This is a genomic window from Streptomyces sp. NPDC025638, assembly GCF_055558775.1.
The window spans coordinates 60,445-76,955 of sequence record NZ_JBVHLX010000027.1 but is presented as its reverse complement, the minus strand read 5'-3'; the positions used below and the strand labels follow the sequence as shown (position 1 = coordinate 76,955).

The window sequence follows — 16,511 nt, the reverse complement described above, 5'->3', positions numbered from 1 at the left end:
GGTCGGCGTAGACGGCCACGCTCGCGATCCCGGCGTCCCGGCAGGCCCGGGCCACGCGGACAGCGATTTCGCCACGGTTGGCGATGAGCACCTTGCGCACGATTGAGGCTCCCTCCTTGAAACAAGCCGAGTTTAGGGACTGCCGACACGGCACTTCGACCCGTCCCCAATGGTGAGCTTGCCCACACGGAGCGTGATTCGAGGCTCGCTCGACCCGCGAAAGCCCTTGTCGCACCTCGGTACGCAGGACCCTTCCGGAAAACCCTAGCCCTGCCGTGTGGTCAAGGTCTCTGTGAGAGCGTGCTGCGGCCCACTCGGTTTCTTTGTCGAGTCCCTACGAATGGCCCAATGATTCTTTGCCCGTGACAGAACCCTTGTCCCCGGGTTTACCCGTTAGTAGCGTTCGCGATGTCTCGAACGTACTTCAGGTAACAGCAGCCGGACTCGGGCTGCGGTCGAAAGTGGGTGGGACCGGTGGTGCGCAGACCGGTGGCGTGGGTCGTGGCGTTCGTCCTCTTCGTCGAAGGACTCGGCATCGCGGCACTGAACTGGTTCCTGGGGGTGGTCGTCGACCGGCAGGAAATGTCGCTGGCCGGCCTCGACCCGGACATGATGTCGATGTCCTCGAAGATCGGCGGTGTGGTCTTCGGCCTCTACTTCGCGCTGTGCGCCCTGGTCGCCCTGCTCGTGGCGATACGCAACCGCGCCCCGGCCGGCTTCGGCCGCGTCCTGCTCATCAGCATCGCCGTGGTGCACGGGCTGCTCGGCGCGTTCACCTGGGGGCTGGTGGGCTGGACCGCGTTCGTGTTCATGATGGTCGTCCTGGGGCTGATCGTGCTGCTCCTGATGACGTACGACCGTCAGGACGGCGCGGCCGAGACGGCGCCCGGCGGCGCTCCTGAGGGCGGCGACACGCCGGAGGCCAAGGAGGAGACCCCGCAGGGGCCGGAGGACCCGCAGGAGCCGAAGGGCGAGCCCGAGGGGCCGAAGGGCGAGGCGGAGGAGCCTCAGGACGACGTCCCGGCCCTCGCCGCCCCCGGCGCCCCTGCCGCTCCGGTCACTCCGCCGGTGCCCACAACTCCGTGATGCCGATGCCCAGTTCGGCCAGCAGCTGCCGGACGAGGGGCAGGCTGATGCCGATCACATTGCCGTGGTCGCCGTCGATGCCCCTGATGAAGGGCGCCGAGCGGCCGTCCAGGGTGAACGCCCCGGCGACGTAGAGCGGCTCTCCGGAGGCGACGTAGGCGGCGATCTCCGCGTCCGTCGGCTCGCCGAAGTGCACGACGGTGGACGCGGTCCCGGACACGTACCGCTTGTTCGCCGTGTCCCAGATGCAGTGTCCCGTCTGGAGGGTCCCGGCCCGCCCCCGCATCGCCTTCCAGCGGGCGATGGCCTCCTCGGCGTCCGCGGGCTTGCCCAGCGCCTGGCCGTCCAGCTCCAGCACCGAGTCGCAGCCGATCACCAGGGCGCCCTGCACCTCCGGCTTCGCCGCCACCACGGAGGCCTTCGCCTCGGCGAGGGCGAGCGCCAGCTCGGCGGGCGTGGGCGCGGTGATCGCGTCCTCGTCGACCCCGCTGACGATCACCTCGGGTTCGAGCCCGGCCTGCCTGAGCAGTCCGAGCCGGGCGGGCGACTTGGAGGCGAGCACGACTCGCCTGCGCGGATTGGCAGTCATGCGGTCAGGTTAGCGGGGTCGCCGCGCTAGCTCAGGCCGAGCACGATCATCCCGAGCAGCATGGCCAGGGCGAGGAGAAGACCGAGCCGCCGCAGCATGTCCTGCATGTCGCGCAGTTCTTCGGGCGGCTCGTTCTCCGGGTCTGACCACAGCATGCCACCAGCGTGGGGCTTGGCGGGGTGGGTCGGCTTGAGTACGGGTACTCAGATCGGCCCCCTTGTTGCACCCACCTGCGCCCACGCGGCGGAGCCGCATATCGACGCAGCCCCGCGCCCCTGGGGTGGTTGCCTCCTAGCTCGGCCAGTAGGTGCGGGTCCAGGACGCCGGGCCCGGCTGTGGGACGCGGTGGCCTGCGATGCGGGACGGGTCGGCCCAGGAGTCCCTCGGGCCCGGCGCGCCGGGCGGCGTTGCTGCTGCCGCCGCGGCGCGGGCGCGGACCACCGCCAGTGCGGCGGCCAGCTCCTCGGGGGTCGGATTGCCCCGTACGACCTTGATCGTCACGATGTCTCCCAATTGATCGACGAAGGCCTAGAGGGGGATGTTGCCGTGCTTCTTCGGAGGCAGGGATTCCCGCTTGGTGCGCAGCTGACGCAGGCCGCGTACGACGTGGCGGCGGGTGTCCGCCGGCATGATCACCGAGTCGATGTAGCCGCGCTCGGCCGCGATGTAGGGGTTGAGGAGGGTGTCCTCGTACTCCCGGATCAGCTGGGCCCGGGTCGCCTCGCCGTTTCCGGCGGTCTCCGCCTCGGCGATGGTCCGCCGGTGCAGGATGTTGACCGCGCCCTGCGCGCCCATGACGGCGATCTGCGCGGTCGGCCAGGCGAGGTTGATGTCGGCACCCAGGTGCTTGGAGCCCATGACGTCGTAGGCACCGCCGAAGGCCTTGCGGGTGATGACCGTGATCAGCGGGACGGTCGCCTCCGCGTATGCGTAGATCAGCTTGGCGCCGCGCCGGATGATGCCGTCGTGCTCCTGGTCGACGCCGGGCAGGAAGCCGGGCACGTCCACGAAGGTGAGGACCGGGATGTTGAAGGCGTCGCAGGTCCGTACGAAGCGGGCCGCCTTCTCGCTCGCCTGGATGTCCAGGCAGCCGGCGAACTGCATCGGCTGGTTGGCGACGACGCCGACGGGGTGCCCCTCCACCCGGCCGTAGCCGGTGAGGATGTTCGGCGCGAACAGCGGCTGCGTCTCGAAGAACTCGGCGTCGTCCAGGATGTGCTCGATCACCGTGTGCATGTCGTACGGCTGGTTCGCGCTGTCCGGGACGATGGTGTCCAGCTCGCGGTCCTCGTCGGTGAGGGCGAGGTCCGCCTCCTCCGGGAACACCGGGGGCTCGCTGAGGTTGTTGGACGGCAGGTACGACAGCAGCTGCTTGACGTACTCGATGGCGTCCTTCTCGTCGCCCGCCATGTGATGCGCCACGCCCGAGACGGAGTTGTGGGTGCGGGCGCCGCCCAGCTCCTCGAAGCCGACGTCCTCGCCGGTGACCGTCTTGATGACGTCCGGGCCGGTGATGAACATGTGCGAGGTCTGGTCGACCATGACCGTGAAGTCGGTGATGGCGGGGGAGTAGACCGCGCCGCCCGCGCAGGGGCCCACGATCAGGCTGATCTGCGGGATGACGCCCGACGCGTGGGTGTTGCGGCGGAAGATCTCGCCGTAGGCGCCGAGGGAGGCCACACCCTCCTGGATCCGGGCACCGCCGGAGTCGTTGATGCCGATGACCGGGCAGCCGGTCTTCAGCGCGAAGTCCATGACCTTGACGATCTTCTGGCCGTACACCTCGCCGAGCGCGCCGCCGAAGACGGTGAAGTCCTGCGAGAAGACGGCGACGGGACGGCCGTCGACGGTCCCGTACCCGGTGACGACACCGTCGCCGTACGGGCGGTTCTTCTCCAGGCCGAAGTTGGTGGACCGGTGGCGCGCGAACTCGTCGAGTTCGACGAATGACCCTTCGTCGAGCAGCAGGTCGATCCGCTCACGGGCCGTCAACTTGCCCTTGGCGTGCTGCTTCTCGACGGCGCGTTCCGAGCCGGCGTGCGTCGCTTCCTGGATACGGCGCTGGAGGTCCGCCAGCTTGCCCGCGGTCGTGTGAATGTCGATCTCTTCCGGCTCGGACATCGGGATGCGGCTCCCTGCCTGCTCAAAAGGGGGGACGGTTACTCATCCGTAGCGTAGTGGGGTGCCCATCAATCGGCAGTGCGGCGTTTACCACACCTAGGGTGGCTTGCATGACGCCGCGAGATGCTTCAGACGCGAACGACAACCGGTGGTCCGACCTGGACCGCCCGCCCCTCAACACGGCCGCGCTGCGGCGGGGTCTGGTGCGGGAGGGGGGCCTGTGGACCGGCGTGGAGGTGGTGCGGCGCATCGGCTCCACCAACAGCGAGCTGGTGGCACGCGCGGAGGCCGGGAAGGCCACCGAGGGCGCGGTGCTCATCGCCGAGGAACAGACGGCGGGCCGGGGCCGCCTGGACCGCCAGTGGACGGCACCGCCCCGCTCCGGCCTGTTCTTCTCGGTGCTGCTCGACCCCGCCGAGGTGCCGGTGGCCCGCTGGGGCTGGCTGCCGCTGCTCACCGGCGTGGCCGTGGCGACGGGGCTTGCGCGGGCTGCGGGGGTGGACACCTCACTCAAATGGCCCAACGACATCCTGGTGACCGTGGGTGACGAGGAGCGCAAGACCGGCGGGATCCTGGCGGAGCGGGCCGGGGATGCCGGAGTGGTCGTCGGCGTCGGCATCAACGTCTCGCTGCGCGCCGAGGAGCTTCCGGTGCCGCAGGCCGGTTCGCTGGCCCTGGCCGGGGCCGTGAGCACGGACCGGGATCCGCTGCTGCGGGCCGTGCTGCGGTCCCTGGAGGACTGGTACGGCCGCTGGCGCGAGGCGGGGGGCGACCCGGTCGCCAGTGGCCTCCAGGAGACGTACGCGGCGGGCTGCGCGACGCTGGGAAGGGTCGTGCGGGCGGAGCTCCCGGGCGACCGGTCGGTCGTCGGCGAGGCCGTGGCGATCGACGGCGACGGACGGCTGGTCCTGGCCACGGAGAACGGCGTCCAGGAGCCGGTCGGCGCGGGAGACATCGTGCACCTGCGGCCTGCGTGAGCACGGCGTAGCCCCCGGGGCGGTCCGGCGCCGACGCCGGGTGACGGGACCGGCGCCGGACACCTCACCGTCGGCCCCACCTTACGGAGTGAGCTGGCGCACACCTGCCGTAGAGTTGAGGCCGGTCGATACGTGACCGCGGCAGATCGGAAGGGCAGCAGGCGTGACCGTCGACGATTCGGGCTCCGGCGCGGGCGCGGACGGCCGGGTGGACCTTCCCCCGCACTCGACTCCGCTCGAGGGGGAGGAACCCTACGCCGCCGACGCCGGCGAAGACCCGCTCGCCCTGCGCCTCGAAACGCTCATCCTGGGCGCGGAGCGCCGTTACACGCCGTTCCAGGCGGCCCGCAGCGCCGGTGTCTCCATGGAGCTGGCCTCCCGCTTCTGGCGGGCCATGGGCTTCGCCGACATCGGGCAGGCCAAGGCCCTCACCGAGGCCGACGTGCTCGCCCTGCGCAGGCTCGCCGGTCTCGTCGAGGCGGGGCTGCTCAGCGAGGCGATGGCGGTGCAGGTGGCCCGGTCCACCGGGCAGACCACCGCGCGACTGGCCGAGTGGCAGATCGACTCCTTCCTGGAGGGGCTGACCGAGCCGCCCGAGCCGGGCATGACGCGCACCGAGGTGACGTACCCGATCGTCGAGCTGCTGCTGCCCGAGCTCGAGGAGTTCCTGGTCTACGTCTGGCGCCGCCAGCTCGCCGCCTCCGCCGGCCGGGTCGTGCAGGGGGCCGACGACGAGGAGATGGTCGACCGGCGGCTCGCCGTCGGCTTCGCCGACCTGGTCGGCTTCACGCGACTGACCCGCCGTATGGAGGAGGAGGAACTCGGCGAGCTCGTCGAGGCCTTCGAGACCACCGCCGCCGACCTGGTGGCCGCGCGCGGCGGCCGGCTCATCAAGACGCTGGGCGACGAGGTCCTCTACGCCGCCGACGACGCCGGTACGGCCGCGGACATCGCCCTGCGCCTGGTGGAGACCATGGCCAACGACGAGACGATGCCCGAACTGCGCGTCGGCATGGCGTTCGGCACGGTGACGACCCGCATGGGCGATGTCTTCGGTACGACGGTGAACCTCGCCTCCCGGCTGACGTCGATAGCGCCGCGCGACGCGGTCCTCGTCGACAGCGCCTTCGCCGAGGAGATCATCCGCACCGGCGAGGCGCCCGCCTCGGAGGCGGACGCGGCCGAGGCCGCGGCAGCCGCGGAGAAGGAGGGCGAGGAGCCGCCGACGTACCGCTTCGCCCTGCAGCCGATGTGGCAGCGCCCGGTCCGCGGCCTCGGCGTGGTCGAGCCGTGGCTGCTCACCCGGCGCGACGGCGAGGCCTAGTCGTGGCCCTGGTCGTGGCCCCAGTCGTGGCCTAGTCGTCCTCCCGGTCGTCGTGCGGGGCCCGCAGCGGGTCCACGCACAGTCCGATTATCGGCACGCACAGGCCTCCGTCATGACTGGGCTGCGGGGCCGGGGCGGTCTGGGAGTGGCTCGGTGTCGGTGCCGGTGTGGGGTCGGGACGTGGGGCGGCCGGGGGCGTCGTGGCCGGTGCCGGAGTGGTGCGCGGGGCCGTCGGGCCCTGCGTCGTCCGCGGGCCGGCGGTCGGGATCGTCGAGGGGATGTCCGTCGGGAGGGACGAGGCGGTCGGCGAGGTGGGCGTGGCGCTCACCCCGCCCATGACGGAGGTCGCCGAGGGCGGGGCCGTCGGTGCGTTCCCCACGGACGCGGCCGTGTTCGACGGCGACCGGTCGGTGGCGCCGCCCTGATCCAGCCGCGGTTCCGCCTCGGCTGCGCCCGGTCCGCCGACCCCGGAGTCCGGTGACATCCGTACGAGGCTGAGGACACCGGCGGCCAGGGCAAGTCCCCCGGCGACGAGCAGGGCCTTGCGCGGGCGGGGCCTGCGGTGGCGGCCGCGTCGGGCGGCGGGCACGGCGAGGGCCGTGTCCGCGGTCCTGAACGTTTCCGCACGGGCACCCACCGCTTCGGTGCACTGTGGTGCAGTGCCCGTCGTCGCTCCCGTACGCGTTGTCGTTCCCGTACTCGTTGTCTCTATGTCCGCCATCGCGATCCCTCCCGCTGCGCGCCCCCCGATGCGCCGTGGCGGAGCGCACGTTATGCGCTTCTGTGGGCGGTGTGGTGGTAGTCGGGCGGGATGTCACTCGAACGGGGACAACCGGGCCGGATCTTTTTTCGGCCGGGCCCGGCTGCGATGATCGGGGCACAGGAAGTTAACCCGCGTTAACACGTCGACCGGAGGGTGTCATGAGCGAGGAGCGGTTCGGGGAGTTCGTGCTGGTGCGGTGGCACGGGCAGGTCGCGGAGCTCGTACTCGACCGGCCCAAGGCGATGAACGCCGTCTCCACCGGGATGGCCCGGTCCATCGGGAGCGCGTGCGCGGCGCTCGCCGCCGACAAGGACGCGCGGGTGGTCGTCCTGACGTCGACGCACGAGCGGGCGTTCTGCGTCGGGGCCGACCTCAAGGAGCGGAACTCCTTCACCGATGCGGACATGGTGCGGCAGCGGCCGCTGACGCGGGGCGCGTACACCGGGGTGCTGGAGCTGCCGATGCCGACGATCGCCGCGGTGCACGGCTTCGCGCTGGGCGGCGGCTTCGAGCTCGCGCTGTCCTGCGACCTGATCGTGGCCGACCCTACGGCCGTGGTGGGGCTGCCCGAGGTGTCCGTCGGGGTGATTCCGGGCGGCGGCGGTACGCAGCTGCTGCCGCGGCGGGTCGGGGCCGCGCGGGCGGCCGAGCTGATCTTCTCGGCGCGGCGCGTGGAGGCGGCCGAGGCGCACGAGCTCGGGCTGGTGGACCAGTTGGTGGAGGAGGGCCGCGACCGGGACGAGGCGCTGGCCCTGGCCGAGCGGATCGCCGGCAACTCCCCGGTCGGCCTGCGCGCGGCGAAGCGGGCGCTGCGTCTCGGGCACGGGCTGGATCTGCGCACCGGCCTGGAGGTCGAGGACGCGGCCTGGCGCGCCGTGGCGTTCTCCGGCGACCGGGCGGAAGGCGTGGCGGCGTTCAACGAGAAGCGGAAGCCGCAGTGGCCGGGGGAGTGAGCCCGCCGGGCCGGATGGGCGAGGTCGGGTTCTCCACCTGATCACCTCACCCTCACCCTCACCCTCACCCTCACCTTCACCCTCACCCTGATCCTGATCGCCTCACCCTGATCGCCTCGCCGATGTCCCTGTTCGTCCAGAACATCCCTAACCTGGAGTGATGGGTGAGGACAAGCGGCTCGCGGCAATCGTGGCGCTGGCTCAGGGGATGGCGGCGGCGCACACCCCGCGCGAGTCATGGCGCGCCGCGGCGCTCGGCGCGTGCCGCGCGCTCGACGGGAGCTTTGCCGCGCTGTCGGTGTGGGAGCGGGACCTCGGCCGGCTGAAGGTCCTTGTGAACGTGGGGGAGCGGGCCCCGGACGAGGAGGACTTCCCGGAGACCGAGTCCTACCCGGTGCACCAGTTCCCCGAGATCACCGAGTTCCTGCACGAGCGGTGGGCGGGCGGCGGCGGGCCGAACGCGTGGGTGGAGACCGCCGAGGGTCCCGCCGCCGGTCGCCCCGGCTACTTCCATCAGCGCGTCGCCGCCCTGCGCCGCCGAGGCCGGGGGTGCTGTGTGGTCGCCCCGGTCGTGCTGCACGGCCGGGCCTGGGGCGAGCTGTATGTGGCGCGCCAGGTGGGCGCCCCCGTCTTCGACCGGGGCGACGCCGACTTCGCCACCGTGCTGGCGTCCGTGGTCGCGGCCGGGATCGCGCAGACCGAGCGGCTGGAGGAGGCCCGGCGGCTGGCGTACACGGACTCGCTCACCGGTCTGGCCAACCGGCGCGCCGTCGATGTACGCCTCGACGAGGCCATCGAACTGCACCGCAGGGAGGGGGTCGTGGTGAGCCTCGTCGTCTGCGATCTCAACGGGCTCAAGCGGGTCAACGACACGCGGGGGCACGCGGTCGGGGACCGTCTCCTGGAGCGCTTCGGCTCGGTGCTGTCGCTGTGCGGCGCGATGTTGCCGGGGACCCTCGCGGCGCGCCTGGGCGGCGACGAGTTCTGTCTCCTCGCGATCGGTCCGCCCGCGGACGACGTGGTCAAGGCGGCCGACGAACTGTGCCGTCGCGCCGCGGAGTTGGAGCTGGGCGAGGGGGTGGCGTGCGGGGTCGCCTCCACGGACGAGCCCATCGGGCCGGTCCGCTCCGCGCGCCGTCTCTTCCGGCTCGCGGACGCGGCCCAGTACCGCGCCAAGGCGGTCCGTGCCGACAAGCCGGTCGTGGCCGGCCGCGAGGGCCCGGACGACCCGGTCGTACGGCTCGCGGACACCCCGCCCCCGGAGCGGGCCGAGCGGCGCGCCTTCCGTGGGCGCCGGCCGTGACGTGAACCGGGTGACGGCCGTGACGCGCACCGGGTAAGGGGCAGCCCCGTCCCCCACTAGTGACATCGACGCATTCAATGCGTACGCTCCTGAATATGGATATGCACACTGTGGTGGTGGGGACGTCCGGTCTCACGGCGTCCGACGTTCTCGCCGTGGCGCGCGGCGGCGCCCGGGTCGAGCTCTCCGGGGAGGCGGTGGCGGCCCTCGCGGCGGCCCGCGAGATCGTGGACGCGCTGGCGGCCAAGCCCGAACCGGTCTACGGCGTCAGCACCGGCTTCGGTGCCCTGGCGACCCGGCACATCAGCCAGGAGCTGCGCGCCCAGCTGCAGCGCAACATCGTCCGCTCGCACGCCGCCGGCCTGGGGCCGCGCGTCGAGCGGGAGGTCGTACGGGCTCTGATGTTCCTGCGCCTCAAGACCGTCTGCTCGGGACACACGGGCGTGCGGCCCGAGGTCGCCCAGACCATGGCCGATGTGCTCAACGCCGGCATCACCCCGGTCGTGCACGAGTACGGCTCCCTCGGCTGCTCCGGCGACCTGGCCCCCCTCTCCCACTGCGCCCTCACCCTCATGGGCGAGGGTGACGCCGAGGGACCCGACGGGACCGTCCGCCTCGCCGGTGAACTCCTCGCCGAGCACGGCATCGCCCCGGTCGAGCTGCGCGAGAAGGAGGGCCTCGCCCTTCTCAACGGCACCGACGGCATGCTCGGCATGCTGTTCATGGCCCTCGACGACCTCGAGATGCTCTACAAGTCCGCCGACATCACCGCCGCCCTCAGCCTGGAGGCGCTGCTCGGCACGGACAAGGTGCTCGCCCCCGAGCTGCACGCCATCCGCCCGCACCCGGGCCAGGGCGCCTCCGCCGCCAACATGCTGGCCGTGCTCAAGGGTTCGCAGCTCACCGGCCACCACCAGGACGACGCGCCCCGCGTCCAGGACGCGTACTCCGTGCGCTGCGCCCCGCAGGTCGCGGGCGCCGGCCGGGACACCCTCGCGCATGCCCGGCTGGTCGCCGAGCGCGAGCTGGCCTCCGCCGTCGACAACCCGGTCGTGCTGCCCGACGGCCGCGTCGAGTCCAACGGCAACTTCCACGGCGCCCCGGTGGCCTACGTCCTGGACTTCCTCGCCATCGCCGCCGCCGACCTCGGCTCCATCGCCGAGCGCCGTACCGACCGGCTGCTCGACAAGAACCGCAGCCACGGCCTGCCGCCGTTCCTCGCGGACGACGCGGGTGTCGACTCCGGGCTCATGATCGCCCAGTACACCCAGGCCGCCCTGGTCAGCGAGATGAAGCGGCTCGCCGTACCCGCCTCCGCGGACTCGATCCCGTCCTCCGCCATGCAGGAGGACCATGTCTCCATGGGCTGGTCGGCCGCGCGCAAGCTGCGCACCGCCGTCGACAACCTGACCCGGATCATCGCCGTCGAGCTGTACGCCGCCACCCGCGCCATCGAGCTGCGCGAGGGGCTCGCCCCGGCCCCGGCGTCGCAGTCGGTCATCGAGGCCGTACGCGCGGCCGGTGTCGAGGGCCCCGGCCCGGACCGGTTCCTGGCGCCCGACCTCGCGGCCGCCGACGCGTTCGTGCGGGGCGGCGGGCTCGTCGCCGCCGCGGAGAAGGTCACCGGACCACTCCAGTAGTCACCGGACCGCTCCAGTAACGGCGGAACAGGAAAGAGGGGCCCTGTCCTCGGACGGGCCCCTCTCGCGTCCGCTACGTCACTTGAGCTTGGCCGCCTGGGCCTTGGTGACCGCGGGCGGCACCGTGTAGGCCTTCTTGGACATCATCGCGCCGATGTTCATCGTGTAGTACGTCACGAGGTTGTTCTTGTGGCGCACGACCTCGACGTGGACCGGAGCGGCGTCCCCGTCCTCCATGTCGGCGGTCGCGGCGAACGCCACCGACTCGTCGCCCGTGCCCGAGGACTTCTCCGCGGCGATCTTGGTGTACTTCTGCTTGTCGCTGCCCACGGTCGCGGTGAAGCCGCCCGAGCAGCCCTTGACCGCGTCGGAGACCGACTTCAGCGCCTTCTCGGCGCCGTCCCCGTCGTACGAGGCCAGGCCGAGGATGGTGACGTCGCGGTCCAGGGACTTGTTGATCGCGTCCTCGAACTTGCCGTCGGCCATGTCGTCCATGGACGTCGCGTCGTCCGTGGGGTCCTTCTTGTCCTCCATGACCGTACGGCCGGTCTGCGTCACCGCGTCGCCCGGCCCGCGGCCGCTCAGGGAGTCGAGCAGCGGCTCGCACGTGGCGTTGTCGGACTTGGCCGTGTTCCTGACGGTGTCCGTCTTCGCGGGAGTGACCTTGTACCCGTCCACCTCGCCCTGAGCGAGGATCAGCTTCTTCAACTCCGCGGCGCTCAGCGCCTTCGCGGCCGGTTCCGAACCCTTGGCACTCCCGGACCCTCCGGAGTCCTTGGGACTCCCGTCGGAGCAGCCCGTGATGAGGGCGAGCGACAGCACGCTCACTGCGGCGGTGGCGCACAGCCGCACGCCCGATGATCTCTTCATGATCGGACTATGAGTCTTAAGTCAAAGAACCGTCAAGTAATTTAAAAACCCATGCGCTCGCGGCGTACCGAATACACCACAAAACCCGCGCCCACGGCGAGGAAGAGCGTTCCGCCGACGACATAGGGCGTCGTGTCCGGGCTTCCCGTGTCGGCCAGTTGCGTGCCGTCCGCAGCGTCCGCCGCGGTCTCCGCGGTCGCCTCCGACATCGCCCTGGCCTGCTGAGTGACCTGCGTCGCCGAAGTCGCCGCTCTCTCCGGGGCGTCCTGCGACGCATTGGCGGACGGGACGAACCACAGGGCGCCCAGCAGGGTCCCCGCGGCGGTGGCGGTCAGCAATGAGCGGCGAGCCGATGACACGGAATATCGATCCCCCTTGTGACGCTGGCGAATTGGCCGTGTGGGGCGATGTTAGTGAAAGTTGCGGGTCACGGGAAAGTCACGGGAGGTTTCGGCCGTACGCTCCGGGCATGAGCACTCCAGAGACATCACGTTTTGTACGCCTTCGGGTGGATCTGCTCCTCGAAATCGAGGACGCGGACGCCGTGACGAAGCGGGCACTGCAGCGCCTTGCCGGTGACACCGAGATGCCGGACGAGGAGCGGACGCACGCCGAAGGGGCTGTGAAGGAAGACACCGCCGAGGCCATCGCGTATCTGGTGGATCCGTTCGACCTGGTCAACGAGGTGCCCGGGGTCGAGCTCCAGCAGGCCTCCTGGTCCAGCGAGCGGATCGAGTACGACCCCGACTCACCGGACTGGGACCTCGACGACGATGATGTCGAGGAAGACGAGGAAGAGGGCATCGGCTGAGCGTTCCTGGGAATTCGCACCCCGGACGGCAACCGCCGTCCGGGGTTTCGTCGTCTCAGGGGGCGCACGGACCGACTCCGCACCACCCCCGCCCCGGCGGACGTGGTGTGGACCACACATCCCGTGTATGTGGAACGGGGCGAGTCGGCCGTAGCGTTGAAGATTCTTGAGCGGGGGCTCGGTGTTTCGCGGACTCGGCAACGATGGAGAAGCGTGTGATGACGGACAGTAAGCGGCGCAGGGGCCTGATGGCTGCGTCCGCACTGCTCGGCGGTGTTCTGGTGCTCACGGCATGTTCCGGCGGCGACGACAAGGCCTCCGGCTCCGGCGGCGACACCTCGCAGGCGAAGGCGGACGAGGCGGCAGCCAAGAAGTCCTCCGAGGCCCAGATCACGATCACGCCCAAGGACGGCTCGAACGACGCCTCCATCAACAACTCCGCCGCCGTCACGGTCAGCAAGGGCACGCTCACCAGCGTCAGCATGACCACCACCGACGGCAAGGCCGTCCCCGGCGCGCTGTCCGCCGACAAGAAGAGCTGGAAGCCGACCACCCAGCTGGAGCGTTCCACGAGCTACAAGGTCGCCGCCGAGGCCAAGGACGCCGCGGGCCTCGTCGCCCACGAGAACGCCTCCTTCACCACGGTCTCCCCGGCCAACAGCTTCATAGGCAACTTCACGCCGGAGGACGGCTCCACCGTCGGCGTGGGCATGCCCGTGTCGATCAACTTCGACAAGGCGATCACCAACAAGGCCGCGGTCCAGAAGGGCATCACGGTCACCTCCAGCAGCGGCCAGGAGGTCGTCGGCCACTGGTTCAACGCCAACCGCATCGACTTCCGCCCCGAGGCGTACTGGCAGGAGAACTCCACCGTCACGCTGAAGCTCGCGCTCGACGGCGTCCAGGGCGCGAACGGCGTCTACGGCGTTCAGCAGAAGACGGTCACCTTCCACATCGGCCGCAACCAGGTCTCCTACGTCGACGCGCAGACCAAGCAGATGAAGGTCACGCAGGACGGCAAGACCGTCAAGACCATCCCGATCTCGGCCGGTTCGCCCGAGAACAAGACGTACCAGGGCATCATGGTCATGCAGGAGAAGTTCAAGGAGACGCGCATGAACGGCGCGACCGTGGGCTTCACCGACGACGACGGCAAGGGCGAGTACGACATCAAGGACGTGCCGCACGCCATCCGCCTGACCAGCTCCGGCACCTTCCTGCACGGCAACTACTGGGGCGCGAAGTCCATCTTCGGCAGCGTCAACACCAGCCACGGCTGTGTGGGCCTGTCCGACACCAAGGGCGCGAACGACCCGAACACGCCCGCCGCGTGGATGTACAGCCACTCGATCCTCGGTGACGTGGTCGTCGTCAAGAACACCGGCGACAAGACCGTGGCCCCGGACAACGGCCTCAACGGCTGGAACCTGGACTGGGCGCAGTGGAAGGCCGGTTCGGCCGTCTGACACAGCCCTCCCACAGCTTGACCGATGCCGCCCCCGGAGCCGGGGGCGGCATCGGCGTTTCCGGGCCCTTCCTGGGCCCCTCCTGCCCCTTTCTGGGCCCTTTCTGGGGTCGGCCACAGCCTTCTCATCGTTCTTTTATTGCCGCCTTATCGAGTCATCAGGGTGCGTCCCTAGCTTGCGGCCATGTTCTTCACCTACCTGAGGCGCGAACTGCGCCGCCGCAGAAAGGCGGCCCTCGTCGTCGCCTCCGGCCTCGCGCTGGGCATAGCGCTGGTCATCGTGGTCAACTCCGTGTCCAACGGCATGGGGAAGGCACAGGACAAGGTCCTCCAGTCGCTCTACGGCCTCGGTACCGACATGACCGTCACCAAGGCGGCGTCGGCGTCCACCGGGAACGCACAGCGGCCGCGCTTCCAGTTCGACGCGCAGAACAACGGCGACTCCAAGTCGCAGAGCAGTGACCGGGTCATGGTGCAGGGCTTCACCACCCTCGCCTCCTCGACCGTCACCGAGGTCGCGGACCAGAAGGGCGTCTCCACCGCCGTCGGCGGCCTGAGCCTCAACGTCGTGAAGGTCAGCGGCGAGTTCACCCGCGGTCAGTTCCAGCAGAACCCGGACTCCGGCGGCAGCCGGCAGGGCGGCCCCGGCCAGGGCACCGGCCAGCCGCAGGGCGAGGTCCGGGGCGGCGGCGCCGACTTCGACATCAACCAGTACTCGGTCTACGGCACCGACGTCACCAGGACGGCACTCGGCCCGCTCACCTCGTCGAAGATCACCAGCGGCCGCACCTTCAGGACGACCGAGACGAACGCCAAGGTCGTCGTCGCCGACTCGGCCTACGCCAAGACGAAGAAGTACACGGTCGGCTCCACCGTCACCATCAAGAGCGTGAAGTACAAGGTGATCGGCATCGCCACCGCCGACAGCGGTGACTCGGCGGCCAACCTCTACATCCCGCTCCAGCAGGCACAGACGCTGGCCGGCGAGAAGAACAAGATCACCACGATCTACGTCAAGGCCGCCGACTCGCAGCAGATCGACACCGTCAAGAGCGCCATCCAGAAGAACGTCTCCGGTACGACGGTCACCACCTCCGCCGACCTCGCCAAGACGGTCTCCGGCTCCCTGTCCACCGCGTCCAGCCTCGCCACCAACGTCGGCAAGTGGCTGTCCATCGCGGTGCTGGTCGCGGCCTTCCTGGTCGCCGGTCTGCTCACCTCCTCCGCCGTCTCCCGGCGCGTCCGTGAGTTCGGCACGCTGAAGGCGCTGGGCTGGAAGTCGGGCCGGGTGACCCGGCAGGTGGTCGGCGAGGCCGTCGTCAACGGTCTGGTCGGCGGCGCCCTCGGCATCGCGCTCGGCCTGGCGGGCGCGTACCTCGTCACCGCGATCAGCCCCAGCCTGCAGGCCCAACTCGGCGGCAGCACGGGCGGCGGCGGCTTCGGCGGCGGCCCCGGCGGTGGCGGCGGCTTCGCGGGCCCCGGCCGACAGACGGCGAAGTCCCTGGAGGTCGCGCTCACGGCACCGGTCAGCGTGACGACGATCCTCCTGGCAGTGGGCCTGGCGGTGGCGGGCGGCCTGATCGCGGGAGCGTTCGGAGGCTGGCGGGCGTCGCGCTTGCGTCCGGCGGACGCGCTGAGGCGCGTGGAGTAGGGAGCCATTTGAAGGCAGGGCTCAGCGTGCCAACCCAAGGGGCGCGGGGCCGTATCGATATGCGGCTCCGCCGCGCGGGCGCGACCAGCCCCCACTCAGCCGCACCGAACGATGACGCGCACCACCCCAGAACCCTCCCAGGAGCCACCATGTACGACCTCAGAAACGTAACCAAGCGCTACACCCGAGGCAAAGACACCATCCACGCCCTGGACGGCATAGACCTCACCATCGGCGACGGAGACAGACTCGTCATCCAGGGCCCCACCGGCGGCGGCAAGTCCACCCTCCTTCAGATGCTCGGCGGTCTCGACCGCCCCACTTCCGGCGAAGTCATCCTCGACGGCACCGACCTGGCCAAGCTCCCCGAGGCCCGCCTGACAAGAGTCCGCAGCGAGAACATCGGCTTCGTCTTCCAGTCCTTCAACCTCATCCCCACGCTCACCGCCCAGGAGAACGTCGAGACCGCCCTCGTACCGCTCGGCGTGAAGGCGAAGGACCGCCGCGAACAGGCGGCCGAGGCGCTGAAGTCGGTCGGACTCGGCGAACGGCTGGGCCATCTGCCCTCGGAGATGTCCGGAGGACAGCAGCAGCGTGTGGCCATCGCCCGCGCCCTGGTCAAGAAGCCGAAGGTGCTGCTCGCCGACGAACCGACCGGCAACCTCGACGAGGGCATGCGTGACGAGATCATGGAGGTTCTGGAACGCATGTGGAAGGAGCTCGGGCTGACCTTCATCATGGTCACCCACGACTCCGCGATCGCGAAGAAGGCCCCGCGCCTGGCGACCATCCGCAAGGGGAAGATCACCGTGAAGGAGAACGCGGGCGCGTAGGCGACCGGGCACACGGCGTATAACACCGATCGCACGCGCTCAACTTCGCGGTTTCGTAACGGTGTTCCACCCGGCGCGTAACAGTTCCCGGTAGCGCTTTCACACCCTCCTCTCATCTATTGAGC

The 16,511-nt window shown here is 70.4% G+C and carries 18 protein-coding genes; 10 read left to right on the top strand and 8 right to left on the bottom strand.

Going from position 1 to position 16,511, the window contains the following annotated elements:
• Nucleotides 1–100 (bottom strand): biotin carboxylase N-terminal domain-containing protein (locus tag ACZ4EG_RS42395; RefSeq protein WP_157847070.1); only part of this gene is annotated, 100 nt, incomplete at its 3' end.
• Nucleotides 101–474: 374 nt separating this feature from the next.
• On the opposite strand from ACZ4EG_RS42395, the gene ACZ4EG_RS42390 reads away from it, so the two are divergent.
• Complete coding sequence (locus tag ACZ4EG_RS42390; RefSeq protein ID WP_467794427.1) at nucleotides 475–1,086, top strand: hypothetical protein; 612 nt, start codon at nucleotides 475–477, stop codon at nucleotides 1,084–1,086.
• On the opposite strand, the gene ACZ4EG_RS42385 is transcribed toward ACZ4EG_RS42390, so the two are convergent.
• The 4 genes from ACZ4EG_RS42385 to ACZ4EG_RS42370 form a co-directional block, all read right to left on the bottom strand.
• Nucleotides 1,058–1,675: a Maf family protein gene (locus ACZ4EG_RS42385; RefSeq protein WP_363293860.1), complete on the bottom strand. Its 618-nt coding sequence runs from the start codon at nucleotides 1,673–1,675 to the stop codon at nucleotides 1,058–1,060. The genes ACZ4EG_RS42390 and ACZ4EG_RS42385 overlap by 29 nt on opposite strands.
• Before the next feature lie 26 nt (nucleotides 1,676–1,701).
• The gene (mmpB, locus tag ACZ4EG_RS42380) at nucleotides 1,702–1,830 is read right to left on the bottom strand and encodes a morphogenic membrane protein MmpB (protein WP_453559002.1); all 129 of its coding nucleotides are present in this window, start codon (nucleotides 1,828–1,830) and stop codon (nucleotides 1,702–1,704) included.
• A gap of 136 nt (nucleotides 1,831–1,966) precedes the next feature.
• Nucleotides 1,967–2,176 carry an acyl-CoA carboxylase epsilon subunit gene (locus ACZ4EG_RS42375; protein WP_390713047.1) on the bottom strand — a complete coding sequence of 70 codons (210 nt, stop codon included), beginning with the start codon at nucleotides 2,174–2,176 and terminating at the stop codon, nucleotides 1,967–1,969.
• Between the two features lie 27 nt (nucleotides 2,177–2,203).
• On the bottom strand, nucleotides 2,204–3,796 hold the full coding sequence (locus tag ACZ4EG_RS42370; RefSeq protein WP_453559006.1) for an acyl-CoA carboxylase subunit beta: 1,593 nt from the start codon (nucleotides 3,794–3,796) through the stop codon (nucleotides 2,204–2,206).
• 110 nt (nucleotides 3,797–3,906) lie between these two features.
• On the opposite strand from ACZ4EG_RS42370, the gene ACZ4EG_RS42365 reads away from it, so the two are divergent.
• Entirely contained in the window at nucleotides 3,907–4,773 is an 867-nt protein-coding gene (locus tag ACZ4EG_RS42365) for a biotin--[acetyl-CoA-carboxylase] ligase (protein WP_453559010.1), read from the top strand.
• 163 nt (nucleotides 4,774–4,936) lie between these two features.
• Nucleotides 4,937–6,097 (top strand): adenylate/guanylate cyclase domain-containing protein, encoded by a 1,161-nt coding sequence (locus ACZ4EG_RS42360; RefSeq protein WP_390713044.1) that lies wholly within the window; start codon nucleotides 4,937–4,939, stop codon nucleotides 6,095–6,097.
• Between the two features lie 31 nt (nucleotides 6,098–6,128).
• Here the strand turns inward: ACZ4EG_RS42360 and ACZ4EG_RS42355 are convergent, their stop codons facing one another.
• Nucleotides 6,129–6,686, bottom strand: coding sequence for a hypothetical protein (locus ACZ4EG_RS42355; RefSeq protein ID WP_467794426.1), 558 nt, complete (start codon nucleotides 6,684–6,686; stop codon nucleotides 6,129–6,131).
• Nucleotides 6,687–7,018: 332 nt separating this feature from the next.
• On the opposite strand from ACZ4EG_RS42355, the gene ACZ4EG_RS42350 reads away from it, so the two are divergent.
• The 3 genes from ACZ4EG_RS42350 (at nucleotide 7,019) to hutH (ending at nucleotide 10,756) form a co-directional block, all read left to right on the top strand.
• Entirely contained in the window at nucleotides 7,019–7,813 is a 795-nt protein-coding gene (locus ACZ4EG_RS42350) for an enoyl-CoA hydratase/isomerase family protein (protein WP_467794425.1), read from the top strand.
• Between the two features lie 160 nt (nucleotides 7,814–7,973).
• Nucleotides 7,974–9,116: a GGDEF domain-containing protein gene (locus ACZ4EG_RS42345; protein ID WP_467794424.1), complete on the top strand. Its 1,143-nt coding sequence runs from the start codon at nucleotides 7,974–7,976 to the stop codon at nucleotides 9,114–9,116.
• Between the two features lie 101 nt (nucleotides 9,117–9,217).
• Nucleotides 9,218–10,756 (top strand): histidine ammonia-lyase, encoded by a 1,539-nt coding sequence (hutH, locus tag ACZ4EG_RS42340; RefSeq protein ID WP_467794428.1) that lies wholly within the window; start codon nucleotides 9,218–9,220, stop codon nucleotides 10,754–10,756.
• A gap of 78 nt (nucleotides 10,757–10,834) precedes the next feature.
• Here hutH and ACZ4EG_RS42335 read toward each other — a convergent pair whose 3' ends face one another.
• Nucleotides 10,835–11,626: a hypothetical protein gene (locus ACZ4EG_RS42335; protein ID WP_467794423.1), complete on the bottom strand. Its 792-nt coding sequence runs from the start codon at nucleotides 11,624–11,626 to the stop codon at nucleotides 10,835–10,837.
• Nucleotides 11,627–11,667: 41 nt separating this feature from the next.
• A complete protein-coding gene (locus ACZ4EG_RS42330; protein ID WP_390713039.1) occupies nucleotides 11,668–11,985 on the bottom strand; it encodes an LAETG motif-containing sortase-dependent surface protein in 318 nt (105 codons plus the stop codon).
• A 110-nt stretch (nucleotides 11,986–12,095) separates the two neighbouring features.
• Here ACZ4EG_RS42330 and ACZ4EG_RS42325 point away from each other — a divergent pair, with 110 nt between their 5' ends.
• The 4 genes from ACZ4EG_RS42325 to ACZ4EG_RS42310 all read left to right on the top strand — a co-directional run bounded on the left by ACZ4EG_RS42325 (nucleotide 12,096) and on the right by ACZ4EG_RS42310 (nucleotide 16,386).
• On the top strand, nucleotides 12,096–12,437 hold the full coding sequence (locus ACZ4EG_RS42325) for a hypothetical protein (protein WP_467794422.1): 342 nt from the start codon (nucleotides 12,096–12,098) through the stop codon (nucleotides 12,435–12,437).
• Nucleotides 12,438–12,640: 203 nt separating this feature from the next.
• Nucleotides 12,641–13,903 carry a L,D-transpeptidase gene (locus tag ACZ4EG_RS42320; protein ID WP_453559028.1) on the top strand — a complete coding sequence of 421 codons (1,263 nt, stop codon included), beginning with the start codon at nucleotides 12,641–12,643 and terminating at the stop codon, nucleotides 13,901–13,903.
• A 183-nt stretch (nucleotides 13,904–14,086) separates the two neighbouring features.
• Entirely contained in the window at nucleotides 14,087–15,553 is a 1,467-nt protein-coding gene (locus tag ACZ4EG_RS42315; RefSeq protein ID WP_467794421.1) for an ABC transporter permease, read from the top strand.
• Between the two features lie 149 nt (nucleotides 15,554–15,702).
• Nucleotides 15,703–16,386, top strand: a complete 684-nt coding sequence (locus ACZ4EG_RS42310) for an ABC transporter ATP-binding protein (protein WP_453559034.1) — start codon at nucleotides 15,703–15,705, stop codon at nucleotides 16,384–16,386.
• Nucleotides 16,387–16,511 lie beyond the last annotated feature (125 nt).

Bases quoted from the DNA above. Each gene is read 5' to 3' on its own strand.
- ACZ4EG_RS42385 (WP_363293860.1), bottom strand. From the start codon at position 1,675: ATGACTGCCAATCCGCGCAGGCGAGTCGTGCTCGCCTCCAAGTCGCCC.
- mmpB (WP_453559002.1), bottom strand. From the start codon at position 1,830: ATGCTGTGGTCAGACCCGGAGAACGAGCCGCCCGAAGAACTGCGCGAC.
- ACZ4EG_RS42370 (WP_453559006.1), bottom strand. From the start codon at position 3,796: ATGTCCGAGCCGGAAGAGATCGACATTCACACGACCGCGGGCAAGCTG.
- ACZ4EG_RS42365 (WP_453559010.1), top strand. From the start codon at position 3,907: ATGACGCCGCGAGATGCTTCAGACGCGAACGACAACCGGTGGTCCGAC.
- ACZ4EG_RS42350 (WP_467794425.1), top strand. From the start codon at position 7,019: ATGAGCGAGGAGCGGTTCGGGGAGTTCGTGCTGGTGCGGTGGCACGGG.
- ACZ4EG_RS42345 (WP_467794424.1), top strand. From the start codon at position 7,974: ATGGGTGAGGACAAGCGGCTCGCGGCAATCGTGGCGCTGGCTCAGGGG.
- hutH (WP_467794428.1), top strand. From the start codon at position 9,218: ATGCACACTGTGGTGGTGGGGACGTCCGGTCTCACGGCGTCCGACGTT.
- ACZ4EG_RS42335 (WP_467794423.1), bottom strand. From the start codon at position 11,626: ATGAAGAGATCATCGGGCGTGCGGCTGTGCGCCACCGCCGCAGTGAGC.
- ACZ4EG_RS42325 (WP_467794422.1), top strand. From the start codon at position 12,096: ATGAGCACTCCAGAGACATCACGTTTTGTACGCCTTCGGGTGGATCTG.
- ACZ4EG_RS42320 (WP_453559028.1), top strand. From the start codon at position 12,641: ATGGAGAAGCGTGTGATGACGGACAGTAAGCGGCGCAGGGGCCTGATG.
- ACZ4EG_RS42315 (WP_467794421.1), top strand. From the start codon at position 14,087: ATGTTCTTCACCTACCTGAGGCGCGAACTGCGCCGCCGCAGAAAGGCG.
- ACZ4EG_RS42310 (WP_453559034.1), top strand. From the start codon at position 15,703: ATGTACGACCTCAGAAACGTAACCAAGCGCTACACCCGAGGCAAAGAC.